The organism is Pectobacterium sp. IFB5596, from assembly GCF_021432585.1.
In the GTDB taxonomy this organism is placed as follows: Bacteria; Pseudomonadota; Gammaproteobacteria; order Enterobacterales; family Enterobacteriaceae; genus Pectobacterium; species Pectobacterium punjabense.
On sequence record NZ_LXFY01000001.1, the window covers coordinates 495984 to 521970 of the forward strand.

At 51.5% G+C, this 25987-nt stretch carries 23 protein-coding genes and 1 pseudogene; 12 read left to right on the forward strand and 12 right to left on the reverse strand.

What is annotated here, in order from left to right:
* The gene (locus A6301_RS02390) at window positions 1-618 is read left to right on the forward strand and encodes a LysE family translocator (RefSeq protein WP_234257023.1); all 618 of its coding nucleotides are present in this window, start codon (window positions 1-3) and stop codon (window positions 616-618) included.
* Window positions 619-665: 47 nt separating this feature from the next.
* Here the strand turns inward: A6301_RS02390 and A6301_RS02395 are convergent, their stop codons facing one another.
* Complete coding sequence (locus A6301_RS02395) at window positions 666-914, reverse strand: GlsB/YeaQ/YmgE family stress response membrane protein (RefSeq protein WP_005972245.1); 249 nt, start codon at window positions 912-914, stop codon at window positions 666-668.
* Between the two features lie 334 nt (window positions 915-1248).
* On the opposite strand from A6301_RS02395, the gene A6301_RS02400 reads away from it, so the two are divergent.
* Entirely contained in the window at window positions 1249-1923 is a 675-nt protein-coding gene (locus tag A6301_RS02400; protein WP_215482947.1) for a hypothetical protein, read from the forward strand.
* The gene (locus A6301_RS02405; RefSeq protein ID WP_233671824.1) at window positions 1913-2182 is read left to right on the forward strand and encodes a hypothetical protein; all 270 of its coding nucleotides are present in this window, start codon (window positions 1913-1915) and stop codon (window positions 2180-2182) included. The genes A6301_RS02400 and A6301_RS02405 overlap by 11 nt, the downstream gene beginning before the upstream one ends.
* Before the next feature lie 115 nt (window positions 2183-2297).
* Here the strand turns inward: A6301_RS02405 and A6301_RS02410 are convergent, their stop codons facing one another.
* Window positions 2298-2921 carry a transcriptional regulator gene (locus tag A6301_RS02410; RefSeq protein WP_234257024.1) on the reverse strand — a complete coding sequence of 208 codons (624 nt, stop codon included), beginning with the start codon at window positions 2919-2921 and terminating at the stop codon, window positions 2298-2300.
* 273 nt (window positions 2922-3194) lie between these two features.
* On the opposite strand from A6301_RS02410, the gene A6301_RS02415 reads away from it, so the two are divergent.
* From A6301_RS02415 to A6301_RS02425, 3 genes are read left to right on the forward strand one after another with little or no spacing between them, the layout of a single operon-like run.
* Window positions 3195-4169, forward strand: a complete 975-nt coding sequence (locus tag A6301_RS02415; protein WP_234257025.1) for a threo-3-hydroxy-L-aspartate ammonia-lyase — start codon at window positions 3195-3197, stop codon at window positions 4167-4169.
* 10 nt (window positions 4170-4179) lie between these two features.
* Complete coding sequence (locus tag A6301_RS02420; protein ID WP_234257026.1) at window positions 4180-5121, forward strand: ornithine cyclodeaminase family protein; 942 nt, start codon at window positions 4180-4182, stop codon at window positions 5119-5121.
* The gene (locus tag A6301_RS02425; protein WP_234257027.1) at window positions 5118-6260 is read left to right on the forward strand and encodes a DSD1 family PLP-dependent enzyme; all 1143 of its coding nucleotides are present in this window, start codon (window positions 5118-5120) and stop codon (window positions 6258-6260) included. The genes A6301_RS02420 and A6301_RS02425 overlap by 4 nt, the downstream gene beginning before the upstream one ends.
* 80 nt (window positions 6261-6340) lie before the next feature.
* Here A6301_RS02425 and A6301_RS02430 read toward each other — a convergent pair whose 3' ends face one another.
* The gene (locus A6301_RS02430; RefSeq protein ID WP_107169654.1) at window positions 6341-6817 is read right to left on the reverse strand and encodes an OsmC family protein; all 477 of its coding nucleotides are present in this window, start codon (window positions 6815-6817) and stop codon (window positions 6341-6343) included.
* A gap of 3 nt (window positions 6818-6820) precedes the next feature.
* Entirely contained in the window at window positions 6821-7342 is a 522-nt protein-coding gene (locus A6301_RS02435) for a MarR family winged helix-turn-helix transcriptional regulator (RefSeq protein ID WP_107169655.1), read from the reverse strand.
* 62 nt (window positions 7343-7404) lie between these two features.
* Between A6301_RS02435 and A6301_RS02440 the strand changes: the two genes are divergently transcribed.
* Window positions 7405-8277, forward strand: coding sequence for an EamA family transporter (locus A6301_RS02440; RefSeq protein ID WP_107169656.1), 873 nt, complete (start codon window positions 7405-7407; stop codon window positions 8275-8277).
* A gap of 408 nt (window positions 8278-8685) precedes the next feature.
* On the opposite strand, the gene A6301_RS02445 is transcribed toward A6301_RS02440, so the two are convergent.
* The 7 genes and pseudogenes from A6301_RS02445 to A6301_RS02475 all read right to left on the reverse strand — a co-directional run bounded on the left by A6301_RS02445 (window position 8686) and on the right by A6301_RS02475 (window position 18103).
* Entirely contained in the window at window positions 8686-8955 is a 270-nt protein-coding gene (locus A6301_RS02445) for a hypothetical protein (protein ID WP_234257028.1), read from the reverse strand.
* A gap of 22 nt (window positions 8956-8977) precedes the next feature.
* Window positions 8978-9118: pseudogene (locus tag A6301_RS02450) on the reverse strand (IS1 family transposase); the annotation flags it as partial.
* A gap of 82 nt (window positions 9119-9200) precedes the next feature.
* Window positions 9201-9890, reverse strand: a complete 690-nt coding sequence (gene narI / locus A6301_RS02455; RefSeq protein WP_234257029.1) for a respiratory nitrate reductase subunit gamma — start codon at window positions 9888-9890, stop codon at window positions 9201-9203.
* Window positions 9890-10609 (reverse strand): nitrate reductase molybdenum cofactor assembly chaperone, encoded by a 720-nt coding sequence (narJ, locus tag A6301_RS02460; RefSeq protein ID WP_107169658.1) that lies wholly within the window; start codon window positions 10607-10609, stop codon window positions 9890-9892. Before narJ ends, narI begins: the two co-directional genes overlap by 1 nt.
* Entirely contained in the window at window positions 10602-12167 is a 1566-nt protein-coding gene (gene narH / locus A6301_RS02465; RefSeq protein WP_107169659.1) for a nitrate reductase subunit beta, read from the reverse strand. Before narH ends, narJ begins: the two co-directional genes overlap by 8 nt.
* A complete protein-coding gene (locus A6301_RS02470) occupies window positions 12167-15928 on the reverse strand; it encodes a nitrate reductase subunit alpha (RefSeq protein WP_234257030.1) in 3762 nt (1253 codons plus the stop codon). Before A6301_RS02470 ends, narH begins: the two co-directional genes overlap by 1 nt.
* Before the next feature lie 786 nt (window positions 15929-16714).
* Window positions 16715-18103, reverse strand: coding sequence for a NarK family nitrate/nitrite MFS transporter (locus tag A6301_RS02475; RefSeq protein ID WP_234257031.1), 1389 nt, complete (start codon window positions 18101-18103; stop codon window positions 16715-16717).
* 336 nt (window positions 18104-18439) lie between these two features.
* Between A6301_RS02475 and narX the strand changes: the two genes are divergently transcribed.
* From narX to A6301_RS02495, 4 genes are all read left to right on the forward strand, one after another.
* A complete protein-coding gene (narX, locus tag A6301_RS02480) occupies window positions 18440-20248 on the forward strand; it encodes a nitrate/nitrite two-component system sensor histidine kinase NarX (protein WP_205543358.1) in 1809 nt (602 codons plus the stop codon).
* Window positions 20241-20891: a two-component system response regulator NarL gene (gene narL, locus A6301_RS02485; protein WP_010276892.1), complete on the forward strand. Its 651-nt coding sequence runs from the start codon at window positions 20241-20243 to the stop codon at window positions 20889-20891. The genes narX and narL overlap by 8 nt, the downstream gene beginning before the upstream one ends.
* A gap of 261 nt (window positions 20892-21152) precedes the next feature.
* The gene (locus tag A6301_RS02490; protein WP_205542617.1) at window positions 21153-22427 is read left to right on the forward strand and encodes an acyltransferase; all 1275 of its coding nucleotides are present in this window, start codon (window positions 21153-21155) and stop codon (window positions 22425-22427) included.
* 289 nt (window positions 22428-22716) lie between these two features.
* A complete protein-coding gene (locus tag A6301_RS02495; protein WP_205542620.1) occupies window positions 22717-23757 on the forward strand; it encodes a DUF481 domain-containing protein in 1041 nt (346 codons plus the stop codon).
* 72 nt (window positions 23758-23829) lie between these two features.
* Here A6301_RS02495 and A6301_RS02500 read toward each other — a convergent pair whose 3' ends face one another.
* The gene (locus A6301_RS02500; RefSeq protein WP_107169664.1) at window positions 23830-24516 is read right to left on the reverse strand and encodes a gamma-glutamylcyclotransferase; all 687 of its coding nucleotides are present in this window, start codon (window positions 24514-24516) and stop codon (window positions 23830-23832) included.
* Window positions 24517-24946: 430 nt separating this feature from the next.
* On the opposite strand from A6301_RS02500, the gene A6301_RS02505 reads away from it, so the two are divergent.
* On the forward strand, window positions 24947-25750 hold the full coding sequence (locus A6301_RS02505) for a siderophore-interacting protein (protein WP_234257032.1): 804 nt from the start codon (window positions 24947-24949) through the stop codon (window positions 25748-25750).
* Window positions 25751-25987: the final 237 nt, after the last annotated feature.

Genomic DNA, 25987 nt, shown 5'->3' on the forward strand with positions numbered 1-25987 from the left:
ATGGATATACTGGGCTTTATCATTGCGTTAACCCCGATAACGTTATCTCCCGGAGCAAGTTTTACGCTGGCAATGAACAATGTCGCCAGTGGGGGAATGTACGCTGTATCACGCATTATTATCGGTACTGCGCTGGGTATTTATACGCATAGTTTACTGGCAAGCGTTGGTCTCACAGGGTTGCTATCCCTTTACCCCTCGCTCATGCATACCATTACCGTTATTGGTACAGGCTATCTGCTCTACTTAGCGTTTCGTTTGATAGAAAGTGGATTACGAGAGAAAAGTACAACCTCATGCAACAGCGGCAGAGTGGGTATCAAAGAGGCCTATTTGGCAAATGTTCTGAATATTAAAGCGATTCTGCTCTATGTCACTATCGTACCACTGTTTGTGAGTGCCAATGGTACCTCATCGGTATCGCTCGTGTCCTACCTCACACTCGCTACCCTACACATTGTGATGATGTCGGCCTGGCTGCTATTTTCAGCACAGTTACTTATCCGTTCATCAGGCAGAATCAACCCTATTGCGTTGAAAAAAACCATCAATATTGGTGGCGGGATCGTGCTGATTGTTCTGACACTCTCTCCCTATATCTCAACTTATTTTCACTAGAAATAACATTCCCGCCGAAGCGGGAATGAAAATGCTGGCCTTTAGCACTAGTCTCGAATCTTGCGGTACACCCACAGCACGACAATCGCGCCGACAATCGCTACCACAAAACTGCCGAAGTTAAAGCCATCCACCCGGCCGAACCCAAAGAAAACGCTGATGTAGCCCCCCACAACCGCACCGACAATCCCAAGCAACACCGTCAGGATAAAGCCACCGCCGTCTTTACCGGGCATAATCCACTTAGCCAGAATCCCCGCAATCAAGCCAAAAATAATCCAGGACAGAATACCCATACTTACTCCTCGCGTTTTCATTTTCACCACACCCGACGTTGCCGCTCGTTGGCAAATCGGGCAGTTAAGCAAGTATAGGTGAGGATTGAGGAATTCGTTGGGTGGGGTGTTTCATGATGCAGCACTGCGCATCACTCACTGAGGAATACAATAATTCATTCGCCGATATTTAGGGTCATAGTATCCAGCGGAAAATAACTTCGATAGCGATCTCAATTCTATTAATAAAAAAACCAATTAAACATAAAACATCTGATTTTCAATATATTAAATGGACTTATCCTATTAGGATGAATCATTGAATCAATCTCAACATTCAACATCGGAGAGAAGGATGCCAGATGCACTACATATCTTAGATGCTGGCGTAAGCGCGCTAGCATCCACAAATGAGATACTGGGCATTGCAGATAAGGATTTTCGTGTTGCGCAATTGACTGATATAGATTTGGAATGGTGTATTGCTCATACACGCAATACTATTCATACGCACCAACTCCCGTGGGATCAAAACGGTGGCGTGTTAGAAAATCCAGATGCATTTAACTTCAGTTTTAAACTCTTGGATATAAACGACAGGCCCGCAGCTGCCTGCATGTGCAGCTTTTGCCCACGAACGGAATGGGAAGAAGATGGAGAACACATTGAGGAAGGCCCAACGCTAAATGTTGAAATGTTACAAAATTTCCATCTGCGTGATTCAGAACTGGATGGGAATACTCTAAAGTATGCACTCTACGCCATACTATTTTTCATACTAGAGACACAGTGTACCGGAGTCCGCTTAATCGAACCGATTAATGATAGTGTTGCTAACTATTATATTACACAGGGTTTTGAGGATATAACGGGAGGTAGCAAAACGATATTGTGGCGATCTTCAGAAAATCTTCTTCAGTGGCTTCGTGAAGACATTCAGGTCGTAAACGATGACGTTGAAGGTGAGTATTTTTTAGGCAATAATGAGCTCAATGAGAACGAATCTAATGGAGGTGAAAATGGCAACTAACAGAAAAAAAACCTATGCTCCGCCTCTAATCCCAAATAGTCATGATATTGATTCTGATGAAGATAAAATTGGCTCAATGCATATGGGAAGTATAAAATATACACAGGAAGAACTTGCTCGCATAACACCACACGGGAAATGCATTACTGCTACTAAAGAAGAGGTTTTTTCTATCGTCTTAGCCTCCGCTAAAAGAACTAAGCGCCAGAAAGATCCTATAATTGAGGCAATTGGGTCAGTTTATAAACCCGCTAAATAACGTCTAATGGTCGTATACATTTCTTGATTTACGACCATTTTACTTAAAAATTCAACCACCATCACATCAGTAACTTGGCGTATCAAACAATCTGGCATTAAACGCCGCCCTTTATTTAATCCTTCGCATACAAATAAACCGAAGCCCGTGATACGCCGAGGTGTTGTGCGATGGTATCCATGGATTTTTTGACTTCCAGCAGGCCGCTGTCTTTCAGTTCCTGAAGCAGGATTTTTCTGTCCTGCGCTTTTAGCGCTCGTGGCGTAGTGGCAAGCCGGGCGGCGAAGTGATCGATGTGTTGTCTGATCGCCGCGGCACCATTTGGCTCTAAATGCTCCGTTACGGAGTCCGAAGCGAGCTGGGTGAACTGCGCCAGCGCATTCTGCATGCCGCGAAAGAGCGTCATGTCGACGTTCAGGCACAGCGCGGCGACATAGTCGCCTTCCGCATTTTTGATGCCGACCGAAGTGCTTTTTACCGGACGCCCATCCGCAAACTGGTTGGCGTAGTTCGCCAAAATGTTAGGAAATTCGGGCGAGGCGATGCGGGCAAGACCCAGTTCCGTCGCGGGCGCACCCACCTCCCTACCGGAGAGGTTATTGTGAATGGAAAGTATCGCGTGTTCTGGGTTCTTCAGATCGTGCACAACCACTTCACAGAATGGCGCGAACGTTTCGCTTAGCCCTTTGGCTATCGCATCTAACTGCGTTAGCAGCAGACCTTCTCCAGATGCAGACATATTCCTCTCCAATACCAAACCGACGCAACCGCGTTTTCTGGCGCTGAGTGTACTGTAAGTACATCTTCTTTAGTACCACGGTCTTGCCCTGTGAAGGGTTCTCGTTTCGCCCTTTCCCAGCAGCACACGATGCGTCTCACGTAAGCTGAAAATCTGAAGATAAATCAAATTAGACAATTTATCTAATTTTATATATTTTGTTTATCAGGCATTCAACAGCATCGAGGACAGCGGCCTCGGTATTCACAATCACGACTAGCAGGTGATCCAGATATGAGCGACTTACGCCTCCCAACCTTCGACGATGTGGTAGCCGCAGCGAAACGCATTGCCGGCTATGCCAATAAAACGCCCGTCATGACATCGCGTACCGTCGATGACGCATTTGGCGCTGAGGTTTTCTTCAAGTGTGAAAACCTTCAGCGCATGGGCGCATTTAAGTTTCGCGGCGCGATGAACGCGCTGTTGCAGTTTTCCGACGAGCAGAAAGCCGCTGGTGTCGTCACCTTTTCTTCTGGTAACCATGCGCAGGCCATCGCGCTGGCTGCCAAATTACTCGGCATTCCCGCAACAATTGTCATGCCGCACGATGCCCCAGCGGCAAAGGTCGCCGCAACGCGCGGCTATGGCGGGAACGTGGTGGAATACAATCGATATACCGAAGATCGTGAACAGATCGGTAGAGATCTGGCCGAAAAACGGGGTCTGACGCTCATTCCCCCTTACGACCACCCGCACGTCATTGCTGGACAAGGCACTGCAACGAAAGAGTTGCTGGAAGAAACCGGTGAGTTGGACGCCCTGTTCGTCTGCCTGGGCGGCGGCGGGTTGTTGGCAGGCTCTGCACTTTCTGCTCGTCAGTTGTCTCCACACTGTAAAATTTATGGTGTCGAGCCTCTCGCGGGCAACGACGGGCAGCAATCTTTCCGCAGCGGCAACATTGTGCATATCGATACGCCTAAAACCATCGCCGATGGCGCACAAACTCAGCATCTGGGCAACTATACCTTCCCTCTGATTCACCAAAACGTCGACGATATTCTGACGGTAACGGATGACGACCTGATTGACGCGATGCGATTTTACGCCGAGCGCATGAAGATCGTCGTCGAGCCAACGGGATGCCTCAGCTTTGCGGCAGCGCGCAACCTCAGGGAATCGCTACGCGGTAAACGCATTGGTATTATTATCAGTGGCGGGAATGTCGATATCAGCCGCTACGGCGCATTTCTGACCGGTAGTGCTTGAGGAAAAAACGATGATCTTTATTTCTGAAGCAGAGTCAGCAGCGCTTATCAGCCATGGGCTGGCTTATGACGCCGTTCGTGAAGCCCTACTTGCTGCCAGTGAACCAGAAGCACGCAGTTTCCCGGTGGTACACGGGCAAGGCTCCGATCCGGTCAATACATTCAGCATCAAAGCCTCCGCCACGAGTGAACTCGCGGGGCTAAAAGTCGGTTCGTTCTGGCCGGGTAACCCCGCTAACGGGCTGCCCCGCCACAATTCCCTTATTCTGCTGTTCGATCAGCAAATCGGGAAAATGGCTGCGGCCATAGAGGCAGGAAAAGTTAACGCCTTTCGTACCGCTGCCGCCGATGCCGTCGCCGCCGATCTGCTGGCAAGACCGGATTCCTCGGTTCTGGCCGTGTTCGGAACAGGTCATCAGGCTCGTTACGAATGCGCTGCACTGGCAAGAATACGTCCCATTCGTACCGTGCTGATTGTCGGGCGTGATAACAGCAAATCCGCAGAAATAGCGCAAGAACTCAACGCTATCGGACTGGATGCACAAGTCTGCGATGCGGAAAGCGCGTGCCGTGCCGCGGATATCATCGTGACGGCAACGCCATCCCGCGCGCCGCTGTTTAACGCTGACTGGGTTAACGCCGGAACGCATGTCGTCAGTATGGGATCGGACGCCGCCGGCAAGCAGGAACTGCCGCCAGAACTGTTTACCGCTGGCCGCCTGTTTTGCGATCTCCCTTCTCAGTCCAGAACCATTGGTGAGTTTCAACACGCGCCAGCGCATGTGACACTGACCGCCATCGGCGATGTCATCAGCGGGAACACAGCGGGACGGCAGACGCCGGACGACATCACCATTTTTGACAGTTCTGGCTTATCCATTCAGGACTTATATATCGGTCAGCGCATTCTTGTCGCCTGGCAGGCAGCGAAACAAAATGGAGACATGCAATGAGTAACGTCGAGTGGCTTAACACGCTGGAAACGCCCTTTTTACTGATTGATGAATTCCGCTTTCAACGCAATATCGATAGGCTTTATCAGCGTACGGAAAATCTAGGCAGCCAGGTTCGCCCACATCTCAAAACGCTACGCTCGATTGAGGCTGGTCGCTATCTGCTCAAAGATTCTGCCTCACCGGCGACGGTTTCGACGCTGGCAGAAGCGGAGGCTTTTGCCGCGGCGGGTTATACCAACCTACTCTACGCCGTGGGGATCGCTCCGCACAAGCTGCCGCGTATCGCTAATCTCATCCATAAAGGCGTGAATATTCATATTTTGCTGGATAGCGCGGAACAGGCTCGTGCGGTGACCGATTTCGCACGCGCCAATAACGTGACATTTTCGGTGTTTATCGAGATCGACTGTGACGGACATCGCGGCGGCATCCCGCCAGAAAGCGATGCGCTGCTTGAGCTAGCGAAGCAGATCGACGGCAACGGCGCGACGCTCACCGGCCTACTGACTCATGCCGGGGAGTCTTACGCCTGCCGCACGGACGAGGCGATCAGGGCAGCGGCGCGTGCCGAATGCGCCGCCATCAACACCGCAGGACAACGTGTGCGAGCGCTGGGGATTGCCTGCCCTGTGCTCAGCGTGGGCGCCACACCGACGGCGCACTTTGCCGAAGACTTAACCGGCGTTACCGAAGTCAGGGCGGGCGTATTCACCACGTTCGATCTGGTGATGAAAAATGTCGGGGTCTGTTCGCTGGATGATATCGCCCTGTCGGTCGTTAGCACCGTGATTGGACACAACCGCGAAAAAAGTTGGGTATTTATCGACGCGGGCTGGATGGCGCTCTCCCGCGATCGCGGTACAGCCTCTCAGGCGAAAGATTACGGTTACGGGCTGGTTTGCGACCTGTATGGCAGCCCTTACCACGACCTCTGCGTGACTGTCACCAATCAGGAACACGGCATCATCGCGCTACCCACCGACCGTGGATTTTCAGTCGATCATTTCCCCGTCGGCACGCGGTTGCGGATATTGCCTAACCACGCCTGTGCAACGGCCGCGATGCATCAACACTATCAGGTGCTGAAATCACACCGGCATGAGCAAGAAACCTGGCAACGCATTACCGGATGGTAAGTATCATTGTCATATCGCCCGATCTAAACGTATCGGGCGATGATTTTCGCCGATCTCTTCGCGTCATCAATCCGTTAGGCTCAATTGTTCGTCCCTAACGTCGGCTCGCAGTTCACCGGGAAATTCACCGAGTGCGCAATGTAGCAAGCCTCATGCGCCAGCTCGTGCAGCGTGGCATATTGTTCGGCGGTAGGCTGTTTTTCGCCGCTGAATGTGACCTGTGGATGTAGCGTGACATCGAGCATCGCCATTTTTCCCGTCGCATTCACGCCCATCGTTCCCACCGCATGGTCCTGATAATCATCCACGCAAAACCGCTTTTTGGCTGCAATCGACAGAAACCACAGCATATGACAGCTGGACAACGAGGCCACCAACGCCTCTTCAGGATCGACTGCATCTTCCAGCGAAAAAGGCAATGGAACGACATGGGGCGACGATGAGGCGCGTAGCGTAATACCGCCGTCAAACTGCCATTGATGCAGTCGGCTGTAGCGATTATCAATAAAATCTTGCCCATCACGCCGCCAGCTAATTGAAGCACGGTATTCAGACATGGATCAGTTCCCTTTGTTATGACTTTCCAACGCTCGTAATAGCGTAGCGAGATTAGCATCAAGTGCAGCCAGCACATCCGTAGATAACGCAGAAAGCACCTGCCGCTCGTTCTCAATATGCGCTTCGACGGCGCGATTAATTAGCTCAAGCCCCGTGTTGGTAAGTTGTACGAGCGTACTACGCGCATCCTGTTCGTTCTGTACGCGCTCGATAAATCCTCGGATTTCAAGGCGCTTGAGCCGATGGGTCATGGTTCCTGACGTCACCATCAACGTAGAGAACAAATCAGTCGGACTGAGGCAGTACGGCGCCCCCGCACGACGCAGCGTAGCCAGCATATCAAATTCCCAACTGCTTAGATCGAATTTGGAAAAGCAGGATTCCAGGCGCTGATCCATAAGCACAGCACATCGTCTGAGGCGTCCAATCGGCCCCATCGGGCTGGCATCCAAATCGGGTCGCTCGCGCCGCCATTGTTCAAGAATGACATCTACCGCATCGTGCTCGCTGGTTTGATTTTTCATTTATCTTGACTTCAAGTTAATTAATCAACACTATCATAGTATCTTGAATTAAAGGTAAAGTCATGAACACGACATCCTCACCACACTACTGGCGTGACGTCATACTCACAGCATTGGCCCCCGCGATTTGGGGCTCCACTTATATCGTGACATCAGAACTCCTGCCGCCGGATCGTCCCTTCACCGCGGCACTTATCCGCGTGCTGCCTGCGGGACTGTTGCTGCTTTTATTCACCCGGCGCTTTCCCGCCCGGCAAGACTGGTGGCGTGTAGTCGTACTCAGCGCCCTGAATATCGGTGTTTTTCAAGCGCTGCTGTTCGTCGCCGCTTATCGTTTACCGGGTGGATTGGCTGCGGTACTGAGCGCGATCCAACCGCTGTTGATCATGGTGTTAGTCTGGGTTGTAGATCATCGAACGCCCAGACAGGCCACGCTGTGGTCAGCGGTCATCGGCGTGATTGGTATGGCCACGTTGTTGCTGTCGCCGCAGACGACATTTGAACCTGTGGGAATCGCCGCCGCACTGCTGGGTGCAATGTGCATGGCGATGGGCGTCTGGTTGACGCGTCGCTGGCAGCTTGATCTCCCCGTGCTGCCGCTTACCGGCTGGCAACTTTTCATCGGTGGGTTGATGCTGGCACCCGTTGCATGGCTAGCCGATGCACCGCTGCCTACATTGACTCTGTCGCAGTGGGCGGCCTACACCTACCTCTGTCTTGCGGGTGCGGTGCTCGCTTATGGGCTCTGGTTTCGTGGCGTGACGCGCCTGCCGACGGTTGCCGTGGCCTCATTGGGGTTGTTGAGCCCGCTGACTGCCGTGGTGCTCGGCTGGGCGTTACTTTCCCAGTCGATGACGGGCACCGCGTTCTTAGGTTTGGCGATCGTACTAGCCAGCGTCTTCGCCGTGCAATGGACGACGTCGCGGAGCAAGTAATCGATTGAACTGCCGATGGTGAGTGCTGTCGGCAGCTCTTTTTACCCTTTTCCAGATCAACTCGAATGCGCTTTTATCAATTCCGCCATATCCGATGCAGAGCATATACAGAAACTACAGTTTGTATCGTATAAAAGCACTCTTCTTTTTTAATATTGCTCATAAACATCCTTTTCATTAAAAAATTATTACTTCTCACTAAAAAAATGAGAAATTATTTGATAAAAAACAGCAGTGGCACTGGCTATAAATGCGTATCGGATTATTCGTTCCATTTCAAAATAATCAGCCAGCAATCCCATTATAAAAACAAAAATAAAAACGAATAACATTAAAAAAAACCTCTTCATAAGAATCCTTTATATTATTAATGACATTAAAGTGACTTTCATAAAACATCCCAAAAAATCAGACTAAAGAAATAACCCTATTTGCTAGATCAATAGGTGGCGAACAGTGAAAAACAATAACTCCAGTTATTCTTAACGCTGCAATTTCTTTATTAAAGATCGCTTCATTTTCTAAAACCAAGTGGATAGTTGCTTCATCCATAAAAATTACACTTGGGCGACGATACATTGCTCTGACGATTAAAATTCGTTTTTTCCCACCAGATAAATTACCGCCTAATTCTTCGATTAAAGTTTCATATCCATAGGCATTTTTTAATGTTTTCATGGATATTACAACGACTCACACATTCTGTCATCCATACCACTACGTCAAAGACCGACAACAGGCTCAGAAGACTTTCCAGTGTGCCCATGGTGCTTTGCGCCACGACCGTTCTGCGTATCCAGTCATGCGCGTAAAACAGCCAGCGCTGGTGTGATTTAGTTCCATAGAGGAAAAGTTAAAATGCGGAGGGAAAGGAAGAGATTAAAACGGCGGTGTTGTGATAACACCGCCATTTTCTATCATGCCTAGCGGCGGTTACGCACGAGCTGGTAGCGACGAGTCAGGTACTCGACCGGTGCACTCCAAATATGAACCAAACGGCAGAACGGAAACAGGACGAACAGCGTCAGACCCAACACGATATGCAGTTTGAAGATCAGTGCGACACCCACCAGATGGGCAGACGCCCCCCCTTGGAAGTACGCCACGCTCTGTGCCCAACCAACCAACTTCAGCATTTCGCTGCCGTCCATATGCTGTGCAGAGAACGGGATGGTCAGTACACCCAAACCAGCCTGAATCACCAGCAGAGACAGAATGAGAATGTCGCCAACGCTGGACGTGGCACGAATGCGCGGGTTAGTCAGACGGCGCTTTAACAGCAGCGCACCACCAACAAACGTCAGCAGACCTGCCGCACCACCGCCGAACATCGCCATTTTCTGTTTTACATCCATTGGCAGGAAGGCTTCGTACATCCAGTGTGGCGTCAGCATACCGAGGAAGTGCCCGGCAAATACGCCTAAGATCCCCAGATGGAACAGGTTAGACGCCAGACGCATCCCTTTCTTATCCAGCATTTGGCTCGAACCGGCACGCCAGCTGTACTGGCCGTAGTCATAACGCAGCCAGCTGCCAATCAGGAAAATAGCCATCGCCAGGTAAGGATAGATGTCAAAAAAGAATATATTGAAATAATTCGTGATTGCACTCATTAGCGTTGCCCTCCCGCCGATGTAGCGTCAAGATTCAGATATTGCGGCACCACCGCGCCAGCGAAGCGGCGTTGATGTTGCGTTTGTTGAGCCGATGCGCAGCCTTCTTCGCCGAGGAACTTAACCTGTTCCTCTTCCCACACGGCATCCAGCGCCTGCGGCGTGTCGTCGCGCGCCTCGTCAGCGACCTGGTGTGTGACATCGTCACTTTTCAGGTCACTGCCGGACAACGCCAACAGCAGATCGAACAGCGCGGCATAGCTGCTGTCACGCTGCTGCAAACGCGCACCAATCAACGCCAGAATCGGCGCGATGTCGAGTAAACCCGCGCGACCTTGCGCGGGTTCCAGACGAGAAAGGTACTCAAGATACAGCGGCAGATAGTCCGGCAACTCACGGCAATCCAGTGCCAGACCGGCATCCTGATATTGCTGCATGAGATCGACCATCGCCTGACCACGGTCACGAGACTCGCCGTGAACGTGTTCGAACAGTAGCAGCGACGTCGCACGACCGCGGTCAAACAGGCCGCTATACTCCGCCTGTTTGTCCAGTAAGTCCTGCGCGCACAGCGTATTGATGAACTGCATGAGCTGATGACTCTCACGCAGCGGTAAAGCATCAGCCTGCTCTACCGCTTCGATCAACTCCGCCTTGTTTTCCCACAGCTCGCTATCGGGATAGTCCAGCAGTCTGGCAATAATCCGCAGGCTAATCATGATTCGTCTCCCGCATGATTTTGCTGTTCATGTCGCGCGTTTTGTTGCTGACATCAATGGCATCAATACGCTTGCTGTTAAACAGGTTGAATTTGGTATCGCTACCGTGGCAACCATCGCCAAAGCTAAAACCGCAGCCCTTGCTTTCAGGGAAGGCTTCACGCGCCAGTTCACGATGGCTTGACGGGATCACAAAACGATCTTCGTAGTTAGCAATCGCCAGATAGCGGTACATTTCCTGCGCCTGTGCTTCAGTCAGCCCAACCTGCTCCAGCGCGCTGGTATCGATTTTGCCTTCCACGGTTTCTGCACGTTTGTAGTGACGCATCGCCAGCATACGTTTCAGCGCCAGCAAGACAGGCTCGGTATCCCCTGCGGTCAGCAGGTTCGCCAGATACTGCACCGGAATACGCAGGCTTTCGACGTCCGGCAGTACGCCAGTGTGCGCCAATTGACCCGCATCCGCGGCAGACTGAATCGGTGACAACGGCGGCACGTACCATACCATCGGCAGCGTGCGGTATTCTGGGTGCAGCGGTAGCGCCAGCTTCCAGTCCATCGCCATTTTGTACACCGGTGATTTCTGCGCCGCGTCAATCACGCTGTTTGGAATGCCATCTTTCAGCGCTTGTTCAATGACTTTAGGGTCATGCGGGTCAAGGAACACATCCAGTTGGCTCTGGTACAAATCTTTCTCGTTTTCCACCGAAGCCGCTTGTTCGATGCGATCGGCATCATAGAGCAGCACACCCAGATAGCGGATACGTCCAACGCAGGTTTCTGAACACAGCGTTGGCTGACCACTTTCAATACGCGGGTAGCAGAAAATACATTTTTCTGATTTGCCGCTCTTCCAGTTGAAGTAAATTTTCTTGTACGGGCAACCGGTCAAACACATACGCCAGCCACGGCACTTGTCCTGATCGATCAGGACGATACCGTCTTCGCCGCGTTTGTAGATCGCGCCACTCGGACAGGTCGCCACACACGCCGGGTTCAGACAGTGTTCGCACAGGCGTGGCAAATACATCATGAACGTGTTTTCGAACTGGCCGTACATCTCTTTCTGCATATGCTCAAAGTTTTTATCTTTGGCGCGTACGCTAAATTCACCACCCAGATCGTCTTCCCAGTTCGGGCCGGTTTCGATTTTCTTCATCCGCTGACCGGTAATCAGCGAGCGTGGACGGGCGACAGGCTGATGTTTACCTTCCGGCGCTTTACGCAGGTTCTGATAGTCGTAGTCGAACGGTTCATAGTAGTCGTCGATTTCTGGCACATCAGGGTTAGCAAAAATTTTGGACAACACGCTAATGCGGTTACCCATCCGCGGTTCAAGCTTGCCGCTGATTTTACGTATCCAACCGCCCTTCCACTTTTCCTGATCTTCCCAGGCATGGGGATAACCCACGCCCGGTTTGGTTTCGACATTGTTGAACCAGGCGTACTCCATCCCTTCACGGCTGGTCCAGACGTTTTTACAGCTAACGGAGCAGGTGTGACAGCCGATGCATTTGTCCAGATTCAGCACCATGCCCACTTGTGAACGAATTTTCATCAGGCTTTCTCCTGCTGTACCGCTTTCTGTACATAGTCCTGACCTTCATCATCCAGCCAGTCGATGCGTTTCATTTTACGAACCACGACGAACTCATCGCGGTTTGACCCGACGGTGCCGTAGTAGTTAAAGCCATAAGCCAACTGGGCGTAGCCGCCGATCATATGGGTCGGTTTCGGCGTGATACGGGTCACCGAGTTGTGAATACCGCCGCGCTGCTGGGTAATTTCCGATCCCGGCAGGTTAATAATGCGTTCCTGCGCGTGGTACATCATGGTCATTCCCGCAGGCACACGCTGACTCACCACTGCTCGCGCTGTCAGCGCACCGTTGGCGTTGAACGCTTCTATCCAGTCGTTATCCGCGATACCCAAGTCACTCGCATCGTCTTCGCTCAGCCAGATAATCGGGCCACCGCGACCCAGCGTCAGCATCAACAGGTTGTCGCTGTACGTGGAGTGAATGCCCCATTTCTGGTGCGGCGTCAGGAAGTTCAGTGCTTTTTCCGGGTTGCCGTTAGGCTTCTTATTCAGCACCGGCTCAGCCGCACGGGTATCAACCGGCGGACGGTACACCAGCAGGCTTTCACCAAAGGCACGCATCCATTCATGGTCTTGATACAGCTGTTGGCGACCGGACAGCGTACGCCACGGAATCAGCTCATGAACGTTGGTATAACAGGCGTTATAGGAAACGTGTTCGTCTTCCAAACCAGACCAGGTCGGGCTGGAGATAATCTTGCGCGGCTGCGCCTGAATATCGCGGAAGCGAATTTTCTCGTCTTCTTTATTCAGTGCCAGATGCGTGTGGTCACGACCAGTGAATTTGCTCAGCGCTTCCCACGCCTTCACCGCTACCTGACCGTTGGTTTCTGGAGCCAGAGACAGAATCACTTCTGCCGCATCGATCGCCGTTTCAATCTTCGGACGACCCGCCGCCGCACCGTCAGCCTTGGTGTAGTTCAGCTTTTTCAGAAAATCGACTTCGGTCTGCGTGTTCCAGCCGATGCCTTTACCGCCGTTGCCCAGCTTGTCCATCAATGGACCGAGCGAGGTGAAACGTTCGTACAGGTTCGGGTAATCGCGCTCCACCATCATTAAGTGTGGTGCAGTTTTGCCCGGAATCAGATCGCATTCGCCTTTTTTCCAGTCATCCACGCCGAACGGCTGCGCCATTTCTGCCGGGGAGTCATGCTGAATCGGCAACGTAACCAGATCGGTTTCCTGACCAAGGTGTCCTTGACACACGCGAGAGAAGGCTTTCGCGATGCCTTTATAGATTTCCCAATCGCTTTTGGAATCCCACGCCGGATCGACAGCCGCAGACAGCGGGTGAATAAACGGATGCATGTCCGAGGTATTCATGTCGTCTTTTTCGTACCAGGTTGCCGTTGGCAGGACGATGTCGGAGTACAGACAGGTGCTGGACATACGGAAATCAAGCGTCACCACCAGATCCAACTTGCCTTCAACGCCCTGGTCGCGCCATTCCACTTCTTCCGGCTTCACGCTGCCCGCGGTACCCAGATCTTGCCCTTGAATGCCGTGCTCCGTACCCAGCAGGTACTTCAGCATATATTCGTGGCCTTTACCGGAAGAACCCAGCAGGTTAGAACGCCAGATGAACAGGTTGCGCGGGTAGTTTTGCGGACTATCCGGCTGTTCAGCGGCAAATTTGATTTCACCTGATTTCAACGCAGCAACGGTATATTCCTGCGGCGTGACGCCGGCAGCACGCGCTTTCTCGGCGATATCCAGCGGGTTAACGTTCAACTGCGGTGCAGACGGCAACCAGCCCATACGCTCGGCGCGCACGTTGAAGTCAATCATGCTGCCGGTAAAGCGGGATTTATCTGCCAGTGGTGACAGCAGTTCCTGCGGCGCGACGGTTTCATAACGCCACTGGCTGGAATGGTTATAGAAGAACGACGTACTGTTCATGTGACGAGGCGGACGCTGCCAGTCCAGACCAAACGCCAGCGGCGTCCAACCGGTTTGCGGACGCAGTTTTTCTTGCCCAACGTAGTGCGCCCAACCGCCACCGCTCTGGCCGACACAGCCGCAGAAAATCAGCATGTTGATAATGCCGCGGTAGTTCATGTCCATGTGGTACCAGTGGTTGATACCCGCACCGACGATGACCATAGAACGACCGTGCGTTTTATCCGCGTTATCCGCGAATTCACGCGCAATACGAATGATGTTCTGACGAGAAACGCCCGTAATCTTCTCGGCCCAGGCTGGGCTGTACGCTTTTACATCGTCATAATCGCGTGCGCAGTTGTCGTCGCCCAGACCGCGATCCAAACCGTAGTTTGCCATGGTCAGGTCATACACGCAGGCAACCAGCGCTTCGCTACCGTCAGCCAGCGTCAGGCGCTTAACGGGCAGTTTGTGCAGCAGGATTTCTTCTAGCGCAACGTTGTTGAAATGTTCGCTGACCGCGCCGCCAAAATACGGGAAGCCAACATCAACCACATCGTCGTGAGACCCCAGCAGGCTCAAGCGCAGCTTCACTTCTTCGCCGCTGACGCCATCGCGCTGTTCCAGATTCCATTTACCCTGATCGCCCCAGCGGTAGCCGATCGATCCTTGCGGAGCCGTCAGATTGCCGCTTTCATCGTCAATCGCGATGGTTTTCCACTGCGGGTTATTGTCTTGGCCGAGGTTGTCCACCAGATCGGAGGCACGCAGCATACGACCCGCTGCGTAGTAACCATCTTCACGCGGCTCCAGCAGCACCAGCATCGGTAAGTCCGTGTATTGACGAACGTACTCGCTGAAATACTGGCTCGGTTTGTCGAGGTGGAACTCTTTGAGAATAACGTGTCCCATTGCCAGCGCCATCGCGCTGTCGGTGCCTTGTTTCGGGTTCAGCCAGTGGTCGCACAGCTTGGCGATTTCAGCGTAGTCCGGCGTGACCGCGACAGTTTTGGTGCCTTTGTAGCGCACTTCCGTAAAGAAGTGGGCATCCGGCGTACGGGTTTGCGGAACGTTAGAGCCCCAGGCAATGATGTAAGAGGAGTTATACCAGTCGGCAGACTCCGGTACGTCAGTCTGTTCACCCCAGGTCATCGGTGACGCTGGCGGTAAGTCACAGTACCAGTCGTAGAAACTCAGGCACACACCGCCGAGCAGAGAGAGGTAACGCGCACCGGCGGCATAGGACACCATTGACATCGCCGGAATCGGTGAGAAGCCGATAACGCGGTCTGGACCATAGGTTTTGGCGGTGTAAACGTTAGAGGCGGCAATGAGTTCGTTAACTTCATTCCAATCTGAACGCACGAAGCCACCACGACCACGAATTTGTTTGTAGTATTTGGTTTTTTCGGGATCGTTGACGATGGATGCCCAGGCATCAACGGGATCGCTGTGCGTCAGTTTCGCTTCACGCCACAGTTTCATCAGGCGTTTACGCATCATCGGGTATTTCAGGCGGTTTGCGCTGTACAGATACCAAGAGTAGCTGGCGCCACGTGGGCAGCCACGAGGTTCATGGTTAGGCAGATCCGGGCGGGTACGCGGATAGTCAGTCTGCTGTGTTTCCCACGTCACCAGACCGTTTTTCACATAAATCTTCCAGCTACATGAGCCGGTGCAGTTTACCCCGTGGGTAGAACGCACGATTTTGTCATGCTGCCAGCGACTGCGATAGCCATCTTCCCAGTCACGATTGGTATTGAGGGTTTGCCCGTGACCGTCGGAAAACGGTTCGGCCAGTTGTTTGAAGTAACGTAACCGGTCAAGGAATTTGCTCATCCGGACTCTCCTGCTGCGAAGCCTGTTGGCTCCTGTCGTTATGAAATGCTCGTAGCAGACATCTGTTTTTGCTAACGACACATCGCTCAAATTGGCGCTAGGGTATCCAGCAACCGCGCCGCCAAACTTGATAACGATCAAGAGTGTCCCCCGGTAAAAAACGGAGTACATCACCATCTACCACCAAAGAATTATTATACAAAAAACACATAAATAAATGATTTTAAAAGATAAAAATAAAACCACTGATTTTGTGTTTATACTGAATTCATACACACGACTATTTAGAGGTAGTAGTCGGGAGGCGACGAAAAATCGTACAAATTCAGTAAAGGGGGTAGCTGGATACAGCGCGAAAAAAAACGCCTCTCCGAAAAGGAGAAGGCGTCGTAGTCACATTTTATGTTTTATGCAGATATTGCGAATGTTTCGTGCGCGACAACACTGTCATTTTCATGCTACTTCGTAGCACGCGCCCGACTCGGGGCGGCTCAAGCGCCGCTCGCCCCGAGACCCCAGGCTTCCGGCTAAATTATGCCGCTGCGGCGGTCCCATCGGTGTTCATGAGCACTATTCGAGCCGCCAGTGACGCGTTTACTCGCCCCATAAATGGAGCTCGCCCTTCGGGCCAGCACAAGTGCTGTTCAAAAACGTCTCTGACGTTTTTGTCAGACGCGGCACTGACTTTCGCGGCGTCCATGCCGCTCACTTGGTGCTCATGCCCACCGCTGCATAATTTTTACGCCGGAAAAACAGAAACAGAGAATATTCTGGAATTTTAGGCAACTAATTTTTCTTTCTGGCATAGAACAACCAGGTCACCAAGATGCACACCACGTAGCACACCACAAACACTTTCATCGCACCAGTGGGTGAACCAGTCAACTCAAGCGACATCCCGAAGGCTTGCGGGATGAAGAAGCCGCCAATAGCGCCAATGGCCGAAATGAAGCCCAGCGCCGCGGCGGTATCTGTAGCGGCAGAACTCTGTGCATCCGCATCGCTGCCACCCTGCGCTTTAACCCGATCTCCCGTTAATTTACGGAAAATCACGGCAATCATCTGGAACGTTGACCCACTCCCCAAACCCGCCGTCAGGAACAACATCATGAAGATGCCAAAGAACATCCCGAATGAACCAGCAGAGTTCGCACTCGGCAAAGACAGGAACAGTAACACCGAGAAAATCGCCATCAGGATGAAGTTAATCAACGTGACTTTCACACCGCCAAAGCGATCGGATAGCATGCCGCCAACCGGGCGCGCCAACGCGCCCAGCAGCGGCCCGAAGAACGCGTAGTACAGAATAACGATGTCGGGAAACTGCGTTCTGGACAGCATGCCGAAGCCCGCCGAGAAACCGATAAATGAGCCAAACGTGGACAGATACAGGAAACTGAGTACCCACAAGTGCATTTGCTTCAAAACGGGTAACTGCTTGCGTATTGATGCATTGGCCGTCGACAGATCGTTCATGCCAAACCAGGCAGCGGTTGCGGCAATCACCAGAAACGGTACCCACATCCATGCGGCATGGTGCAACCAAATTTGGTTACCGTCTGGCTGAACAACGCCATTACCGGAAAAGCCCAGAATCGGCAGAAAAATCACCACCGGCACCAGCAACTGCATCACGCTCACGCCGAGGTTACCCAATCCACCGTTAATACCTAACGCACTGCCCTGACGTGATTTAGGAAAAAAGAAACTGATGTTAGCCATGCTGGAAGCAAAATTAGCCCCCGCGAAACCACACATCAGGGAAATCGTAACGAAAATGCTGTAAGGCGTTTGCGGGTTCTGTACGGCAAACCCGAGCCAAATACACGGGATCACCAAGATGATGGTACTTAATGTCGTCCAACGGCGACCGCCAACCATGGGGATAACGAAGGAGTAAGGCACACGCAACAGCGCGCCGGAGACGGAAGGCAACGCGGTAAGCAAAAATAACTGGTCTGTGGTAAAACTAAATCCGACCTTGTTTAGGTTAACGGCTACGGTGCTGAAAATCATCCAGACACAAAACGACAACAGCAGGCACGGTACGGAGATCCAAAGATTACGCTGTGCAATCCGTTGTCCACCAGATTGCCATAATTTTGCATCTTCAGGATTCCATTCCCTTATCAGCGTGCTTTGCGATACTTTTTCGGGTGATGAAGGCTGCGTCATAAAAACCTCGATAAATAAAAACGCGGTAGAATTAAGGCGCAACATTAGGGATTACACAGCAGGTAAAGTTGATGCAAATCAACGCGCTGTCAGGTAAAAAAACCGGGTAAAAATAACCACACTCCTTAATGAGTAATAAAAATAGAAAAATAAGCATCAATAATTCAATCTGTTATCTCTCTCTTTTTTCTTACTGTCATATCCCCTTTCAAGGCGTGGATATTCGGTGGTACTCACTAGTGGGTATAGGGTTATCATGTAGGATCGGGAAAAATGCCAAAAGGGTTATCCTTCTCGGTACTGGTTTTCTACTCCTCCAGCAGAGGTCGCTTTATTATGTTGAAACGTTTCCTGCTGCCGCTGTCGCTCGTCAATCAGGTTGCACTATTGATGTTGCTACTCGGTTTGCTGGGCATTGCCGGCATGTCGGTTTCCAGTTGGATGTCACAAAGCATCCAAGGGAATGCGCACGCCATTAATAAAGCAGGCTCGCTGCGTATGCAAAGCTACCGGTTGCTATCGATGGTGCCGCTCTCTGCCGAGAATGAAATTTATCTGCAAGAACTGGAAGAAGATGAAATCAGTAGCGACCTTCAGCAGGCGGTGCGCCGGGAAGGACTCAGTGAACAATTCACTGCGCTGCGCGTTTTCTGGCTGGAGAGCCTGCAACCGCATCTGCGGCAGGCGACGCACTCTGCCGATGCCTCGCCGGATGTCGCTCGTTTCGTGAAACAACTGGACGATCTGGTTTCCGCTATCGATCATAAAACCGAGCAGCGGTTAATGATGGTCACGTTGGTGCAGCGTATCTTCATCGGCATCATGTTTATCCTGCTGGTTACCACGTTCTTTTATCTACGTCGCCGCTTGTTAACGCCGTGGCGACGTCTGGTTTCGATGGCGCAGGCTATCGGACAGGGTGACTTCACCCAACGCGTCACCATCAACGGCCATGATGAAATGAGCACGTTGGGGCAGGTGTTGAACAGCATGTCGGATGAACTTTCCGCCATGTACCATAGCCTGGAACAGCGCGTGGCCGAGAAAACCGCCGATCTGCAACAGAAAAACGATCTGCTTTCTTTCCTTTATCGCGCCAGTCGCCGCCTGCATACTGGTGCGCCGTTGTGTAGTCGGCTGATGCCGATCTTGAACGAATTACCCTCATTAACGCCGCTGCGCAATATTCAACTGCGGCTGTATGAAGATAACAATCAGGAGCAGTTTCATCAGTTCAGCGATTTCAGCCAATTACAACCGGATCACTGCCCGGATAACAGCTGTCAGAGCTGCGGGATGCAGGCAAAACGTGAAGAATTGCCGGGTGATCCTCACTGTTGGGATCTCCACGATAAACACGGACAATACGGCGTTGTGCTGGCCACATTGCCGGGTAATACCGCACTCAGTCGCGATCAGAATCAGTTGCTGAATACCTTATTAGAGCAGTTGACCAGTACGCTGGCGTTAGAACGACAATCCAACCATCAGCAGCAGTTGATGCTGATGGAAGAACGCGCCACCATTGCCCGTGAACTACACGACTCTATCGCACAATCCCTCTCCTGCCTGAAAATTCAGGTGAGCTGTCTGCAAATGCAGGGCGGCGATTTGCCCCCCGCTTCACAGCAGTTGCTGACGGAAATGCGGGAAGAGTTGAACACAGCCTATCGCCAACTGCGTGAGCTGTTGACCACCTTCCGGCTGAAACTGTCTGAGTCTGGCTTACTTGCCGCACTGCGGGCATCGGTCGATGAATTCGGCAAGCGGTTAGGGTATCCCATCGAACTGCATTACCATTTGCCACCACAGTCGGTCTCTGCTCATCAAGGCATTCACGTTCTACAAATTGTGCGTGAAGCACTGAGCAATATTTATAAACACGCGCAGGCCACGCAGGTCGATATCACGCTGCAACTACGTCAGGGTTGTATTGAACTTAGCGTGACGGATAACGGCATCGGCATTCCCGATGATGCCAGCCGCGCCAACCACTATGGACTGATTATCATGCGCGACCGTGCACGAGGTTTGCACGGCGAATGCATTGTTCGACGCCGGCCACTAGGGGGGACTGAAGTCAATGTCAGTTTCCTCTCCGAATACCGTCACCGGCTACCATTAACAGGAGAAACACATGATTAACGAAGACGCCGCCACCCTACTGCTGATTGATGACCATCCCATGTTGCGCAATGGCGTTAAACAACTCATCAGCATGGACCCAGAGTTACAGGTGGCGGGTGAAGCCAGTCACGGCGAACAGGGTGTCGAACTCGCGGAACAGTTGGACCCGGATTTGATTCTGCTCGATTTAAATATGCCCGGCATGAATGGCCTGGAAACGCTAAATCGTCTGCGGGAAAAGTCACTCTCCGGCCGCATTGTGGTCTTTAGTGTATCTAACCATGAAGACGATGTGGTCAATGCCTTAAAGAATGGCGCCGATGGTTACCTGCTGAAAGATATGGAGCCGGAAGATTTATTAGCCGCACTGCATCAGGCAGCATCTGGGAAAATGGTGCTGAGTGAAACATTGACACCGATTCTGGCCGCTAGCCTGCGTGAAAGCCGCCACAGCAGTGACCGGGATATTCAGCAACTCACGCCACGCGAGCGCGATATTCTGAAATTGCTGGCTCAGGGACTCTCTAATAAAGTGATTGCACGTAAGCTCACCATTACGGAAAGTACTGTTAAAGTTCACGTTAAACACCTGTTGAAGAAAATGAAGCTCAAATCGCGCGTTGAAGCAGCCGTCTGGGTATTGCAAGAAAAAGTCATTTAATCAAACCGTAACAACAGGCAGTTATGATCAGCGGTAAGGATAAGGCGCTCAGGCGCCCCTCCCATCGAGATTATCCTCGCGCGAGCGAGGATGCAGCAGAAGTTGGTGGAAATACCACCGCTATCCCAATAAATTAAACGGTTGCTAAACGGCACCGGCATTTATAGCCATTATCCTAATTAATGTGACGTTGCTCTCGTCTAAACTAGTTTGTAATCGCATTTTTAAGCTTTTACACCGAGTTTAACGTTGAGGAACAACATGAAGAAGGTCAGTAAAGAGCGATTTATCGGCCTGGAATGGTTACGATTTTTGCTCGGCTGCTATGTGATGATTTATCACACGGTTCACATTTATCCCCAGCGTGAGCGTATCCCTTTCTTGAGTGAACTCACTAGTATGGGATTCTTCGCCACCAGCACGTTCTTTGTCCTGTCTGGCTTTTTGCTCGCGCATGTCTACATTAAGGACGGGCGTCTGCGTGAACCTGTTCGCCAGTTCTGGGCTAAACGCTTCTTTAATCTTTACCCTATCCATATCATTGCCCTGTTGTCTTCTATTGCCGTCGTCACGCTCATGCAGTGGCTGGCAGTGCCGCCGGAAGGGCAAGTTGCCAGCGCGCGCTTCGTCATTTATGACACCAACGACCCCGCTGCCGACCCCGAAACGCTGCGCCATTACATGACGAATGCACAACTGGCGTTCAACGGGTTATTGCAGGTACTGATGTTGCAGGCATGGAATCCCTACTTCCTGACCTTCAATGCCCCGTTATGGTCGCTTTCTACGCTGTTCTTTTTCTATCTGGCGTTTCCGCTGTTGGCTCCGCGTCTGTTGAACAGCCGTCATCCGTGGCTGTGGATGGGGATTGTTTGCTTACTGTATCTGATACCGCCGATTTGGGTGATTTGGCAGCAGCAGTTCGGCATGCCGTACACAGGGCTGTTGCAACGTGGGCCGATCTTTCGTTTGCCAGAATTTCTGGCTGGGATTTTAGGCTATGCGCTGTTTCGTCATTATCGCCAGAAAGATCGCTCACCATTAAGCAAGGGCCAGCGCTACAGCGTTGCCATGTTTATCGGTATCAACTTCCTCGTCGCAACCTGGCTATTCACGAAAGGTGACGCCTATTGGTACTTTCTGCTGCACAACGGTTTGCTGTTGCCAGCTCAGGTCGGTTTAGTGTGTCTCAGTGCGCTGGCGCGTGAGCCTGACAGCGAGTGGCTGCGGCATTGGTCGCCACGACTGGGGGCTGCATCGCTCTCCATCTTTGCGCTACATGTTCCGCTCTTCAATCTATTCCGCACTTTGGAACAGCTGGTACGCGGTAACCCGATGGCCTGTTTCAGCGATTGGGATCAGTGTATTGCCGCAGCCGGTCAAGTGCAGTTGTCCATGACGGGCTATATCATTTTCCTGCTCAGCACCGTGACGCTATGCGTTCTCTTCCAGGAACGAATCGTGTTCCGCGTAAGGACGTTCCTGACCTCACGTTTCCTTAGCAGCAATACATCACGCACGCAGCGTACCGCGTAGCACAATCATCGCACACGCTCTCTGGCCTGAAACACGCAGGCCAGAGATCCCCCCCCACATCGACGTCCTCTGCCACCGCTAAAAATGTGACATATGTCGCGTTATAGCGGTTAATCATCAATAGCAACTTTTATAACTATTTACATTCTAATCAATTATCGTTTTCGGGTAGAGCATCACTCAGATTCCTGTTAATGTTTGCCGTTCCGGGCTAAACCGGTTCGTTTTTATCGGCTGTACGTCTTCGACGGACATCTCACTACCTGTCACCACGGTTTATTTGGCAATAATGACACTATCCAAACACGCAATCTCTTCCCTCAGCTTGGTCATCGCCCTCTCCGCAGGCATTACGCAAAGTCGCGCTGACACCATTTGGCTGAACAATGGCGACAAAGTCACAGGGAAAATCACGCTGCTTGACGGCGGCAAACTCTTTATCAACACCGACTATGCAGGCTCCATCTCCGTAGCCTGGGATCAGGTGAAAACCTTTGAATCTGACCACGGTCTGGTGATTCAAGGCGAACGCTACGAGAAAGGCGTACTGTATCCAACGATCAAAGCGGGCGAAAACCGCGCTATCGTCGCAAGCCCGTCGCTTGCTAACGAAGCAGCAGGTCCGCAAACATTGCCACTGTCCGAAATCACTTCCATCGTGGCACAGAAGCCGCTGGTGACCGATTTCGCCTGGAAAGGCAATATCGATGCTGGCATGTCGCACAAGAAAAGCTCGACAGAAACCGATAACTACGATGTGACGCTGAACACCAAAGCACGTCACGATACATGGCGACACAACCTTGATGCCAGTTACCATTTGGCAAAAGAGGATAAAGTCGAGAGCACCAAGAATGCGGCTGGCGAATATGCGCTGGATAAATTCGTGGATGAAAACTGGTTCTGGCAGGGCCGTTATCAGTACAAACGTGACTGGATTGAAAGCATTAAAATCAACCGTTCTTTCGGTCTCGGTCCCGGTTATCAGTTCTGGGATAATGATTTAGGCGCGTTCTCACTGACGTCTCTGGTCAACTCCCAAACCTTCGTGTACCGCGATCAGGGCGATGATGACTTCTACTCTGGCGCGATAAAGTGGGCGTACAACCGCTATTTGTTCAGCAAAAACGTTGAAGCCTTCACCAACGGTGAATTGGGACGTTCATTTGATGGCACGGCACCCATCTATCTGAAAGCGGATGCAGGCCTGCGCTTCAAGCTGACTGATTGGTCTTCTATGACCATGAAAGTGTCACGGACCCGTATCGAAAGTAATCAGGGGAATGTTGACGACACGCTGTACACCATGGGTGTTGGCGTCGGCTGGTAATACAGCCACTTCCTCGTTTCACGGTGAATGGCGATATCGTCGTTCACCGTGAATTTCTCCACTCACTTACCGTTATTGACCATTTCCTGCTGACTCAGAGCACGACTGTTGCAGAATACGCACCCGCTGCGCCAATTCGCTCACGCGTTCATCTTCTGTTCCATGATTTTTCAGTTCTTGTTCGAGTGCAAAAAGATACTGCGCATTGGTGCCAAGCGGGCCGCTAGCGCGCGCAATCAGCGGTGCGACGCTCTGAATGCAGGTATCATTTTCGTTCAAGGGATGTTCCGGCTCGGAAACAAACACCAGCGCCGTCAGCGGTGTACCGTTCTTGCGATGCAGTTCGCACCAGAGCGGACGATAGCAGCCCGTCAGCATTTCTCGCTTCCAGAGCAGTTCCAAATCTTCACGCAATGAGGTTTCGGGTAGGCGGAAAGCCAAACCCGTTGTTTGCCCGCCGGGTTGCAGCGCCAGCATCCGCCCCGGCTGTGTTGTCGTGCCGCGACCGATAGTGAGGCGCAGGCAAAAAGCACGCTGCCACCCCGCCAACGTTGCCAGACAGATTTCTTCGGCGTCAAAAACCGGATTCCACATCAGTGAACCGTAGCCAAATACCCAGACAGGACAGCTATTGGGCCGTAGCGCCAGCGTCCTGTCCAGAGAATCAGCCCGCTGTTGCGGCGTGAGCAGTAAGGTTTCTTCAATACATCCAAAAGACGTTCTACAATCTGCTTTCTGCAAAAAATCGCGTGTTAACACTACTTACCACCCCCAGCCCTACTCTTTTTCTGCTCATCAGATCGGCTCTCGCCTGTGTTTAAAAAACCAACTGCTTCATCTGTTTAATTTTACAACACTATAGAACCTGAGGTTATTCATTTATGGCTTCGCGATCAAGCTTGATACGGGTCACAAAACCTGAAAAAGTTCGTGATAATGTTTCGCATCACGTGATGTTCCGCCTTTATATCAACTCATCGGCAATACGGCGTCAGACTTGACGTTTTCCTGATATAAACACCATTTTTGTGATAACAGATACCTATCTTCGGCCTTTCGCTGAATATGAAAGCCCAACAGCGTATTTATTTCGATGGAAATGACAACGACTAGACACAAAGCGATAATAATTATCATCTCGTGTTGTTATTATTTCCCATACTGGAATTGACTACCACGGAGACACTGAATGGCAACGCCTCGTCAGCCTGTTTTAGTTCAGGTTAAACAGATTCACGATATTTCCCCACATTTACGCTGTATTACGTTCCATCATGATGCGCTGCGCGACTACCCAGTCGAGCGATACGGTGCACATCTCAAACTGTTTTTGCCTCAGGATGGACAACAAAAACCCGCTCTGCCCGTCATCGGTGAACGTGGTCCGATCTGGCCGGAAGGCGAAGCCCGCCCTATCGTTCGCACCTATAGCGTCCGGGCGTTGCGACCAGAGGATGCGGAGCTGGATATGGTTTTCGCGCTGCATGAGCACGTTGGCCCAGCCGTCAATTTTGCTCGTCAGGCCAAGCCCGGTGACTGGGTGGGTATCTCGCAACCCGGCGGCCCACTTCCGATGCTGCCTCCCGCCGCCGCGTATTATCTGGCAGCCGACCCGTCCTCACTCCCCGCGCTCATGGCGTTGCTGGAAAACCTACCTGATGATGCTCAAGGACATGCGGTGATCCGTGTCGACAGCGAGGCTGATAAACTCGATATCGCGAAACCATCACAGCTTCAACTGCATTGGATCGTCGGCGGGACAGAAATGACCGACGCGCTGTTGCAGCATTTTCAGGCACTCCCAGCGGCTGAAAATGCATTTTACTGGTTAGCCGGTGAGGATCGTATCGTGGTCCAGCTTCGTCGCCATGCGCGTCGGGAACGCGGGTGTGAACGAAATCAGATGTATGCAGTACCTTATTGGCGAGAAGGGCTAAATGAAGAGGATTATCATCATAAACGCCACGATATTATGGACAATCCTGACGAATAACCATAAAAAATACATTTGATATTATAACTATAGGGAGAAGATATGCAGATTCTCCCTTTTCATTTGAATTTATGCTCAAAGCGTAAAAATCCGTAAAAAAAAACCGCACAAACACAGCAATCTGTTATCATATTGTTCGTTTTATTACGTTATAACTACTTTTTAGTAACCTTTTGCGGTTTATTATCGTGTTACGGCCATGAATAAATGGTTTTATGTCCTTAATAAATTGCTTTA

Excerpts from the sequence above, each read along its gene's own strand:
- narL (WP_010276892.1), top strand. The coding sequence starts at position 20,241 with ATGATTAACGAAGACGCCGCCACCCTACTGCTGATTGATGACCATCCC.
- A6301_RS02475 (WP_234257031.1), bottom strand. The coding sequence starts at position 18,103 with ATGACGCAGCCTTCATCACCCGAAAAAGTATCGCAAAGCACGCTGATA.
- A6301_RS02440 (WP_107169656.1), top strand. The coding sequence starts at position 7,405 with ATGAACACGACATCCTCACCACACTACTGGCGTGACGTCATACTCACA.
- A6301_RS02490 (WP_205542617.1), top strand. The coding sequence starts at position 21,153 with ATGAAGAAGGTCAGTAAAGAGCGATTTATCGGCCTGGAATGGTTACGA.
- A6301_RS02430 (WP_107169654.1), bottom strand. The coding sequence starts at position 6,817 with ATGTCTGAATACCGTGCTTCAATTAGCTGGCGGCGTGATGGGCAAGAT.
- narI (WP_234257029.1), bottom strand. The coding sequence starts at position 9,890 with ATGAGTGCAATCACGAATTATTTCAATATATTCTTTTTTGACATCTAT.
- A6301_RS02445 (WP_234257028.1), bottom strand. The coding sequence starts at position 8,955 with ATGAAAACATTAAAAAATGCCTATGGATATGAAACTTTAATCGAAGAA.
- A6301_RS02410 (WP_234257024.1), bottom strand. The coding sequence starts at position 2,921 with ATGTCTGCATCTGGAGAAGGTCTGCTGCTAACGCAGTTAGATGCGATA.
- A6301_RS02435 (WP_107169655.1), bottom strand. The coding sequence starts at position 7,342 with ATGAAAAATCAAACCAGCGAGCACGATGCGGTAGATGTCATTCTTGAA.
- A6301_RS02395 (WP_005972245.1), bottom strand. The coding sequence starts at position 914 with ATGGGTATTCTGTCCTGGATTATTTTTGGCTTGATTGCGGGGATTCTG.
- A6301_RS02495 (WP_205542620.1), top strand. The coding sequence starts at position 22,717 with ATGACACTATCCAAACACGCAATCTCTTCCCTCAGCTTGGTCATCGCC.
- A6301_RS02425 (WP_234257027.1), top strand. The coding sequence starts at position 5,118 with ATGAGTAACGTCGAGTGGCTTAACACGCTGGAAACGCCCTTTTTACTG.
- narX (WP_205543358.1), top strand. The coding sequence starts at position 18,440 with ATGTTGAAACGTTTCCTGCTGCCGCTGTCGCTCGTCAATCAGGTTGCA.
- A6301_RS02420 (WP_234257026.1), top strand. The coding sequence starts at position 4,180 with ATGATCTTTATTTCTGAAGCAGAGTCAGCAGCGCTTATCAGCCATGGG.
- A6301_RS02390 (WP_234257023.1), top strand. The coding sequence starts at position 1 with ATGGATATACTGGGCTTTATCATTGCGTTAACCCCGATAACGTTATCT.
- A6301_RS02470 (WP_234257030.1), bottom strand. The coding sequence starts at position 15,928 with ATGAGCAAATTCCTTGACCGGTTACGTTACTTCAAACAACTGGCCGAA.
- A6301_RS02505 (WP_234257032.1), top strand. The coding sequence starts at position 24,947 with ATGGCAACGCCTCGTCAGCCTGTTTTAGTTCAGGTTAAACAGATTCAC.
- narJ (WP_107169658.1), bottom strand. The coding sequence starts at position 10,609 with ATGATTAGCCTGCGGATTATTGCCAGACTGCTGGACTATCCCGATAGC.
- A6301_RS02400 (WP_215482947.1), top strand. The coding sequence starts at position 1,249 with ATGCCAGATGCACTACATATCTTAGATGCTGGCGTAAGCGCGCTAGCA.
- narH (WP_107169659.1), bottom strand. The coding sequence starts at position 12,167 with ATGAAAATTCGTTCACAAGTGGGCATGGTGCTGAATCTGGACAAATGC.
- A6301_RS02405 (WP_233671824.1), top strand. The coding sequence starts at position 1,913 with ATGGCAACTAACAGAAAAAAAACCTATGCTCCGCCTCTAATCCCAAAT.
- A6301_RS02415 (WP_234257025.1), top strand. The coding sequence starts at position 3,195 with ATGAGCGACTTACGCCTCCCAACCTTCGACGATGTGGTAGCCGCAGCG.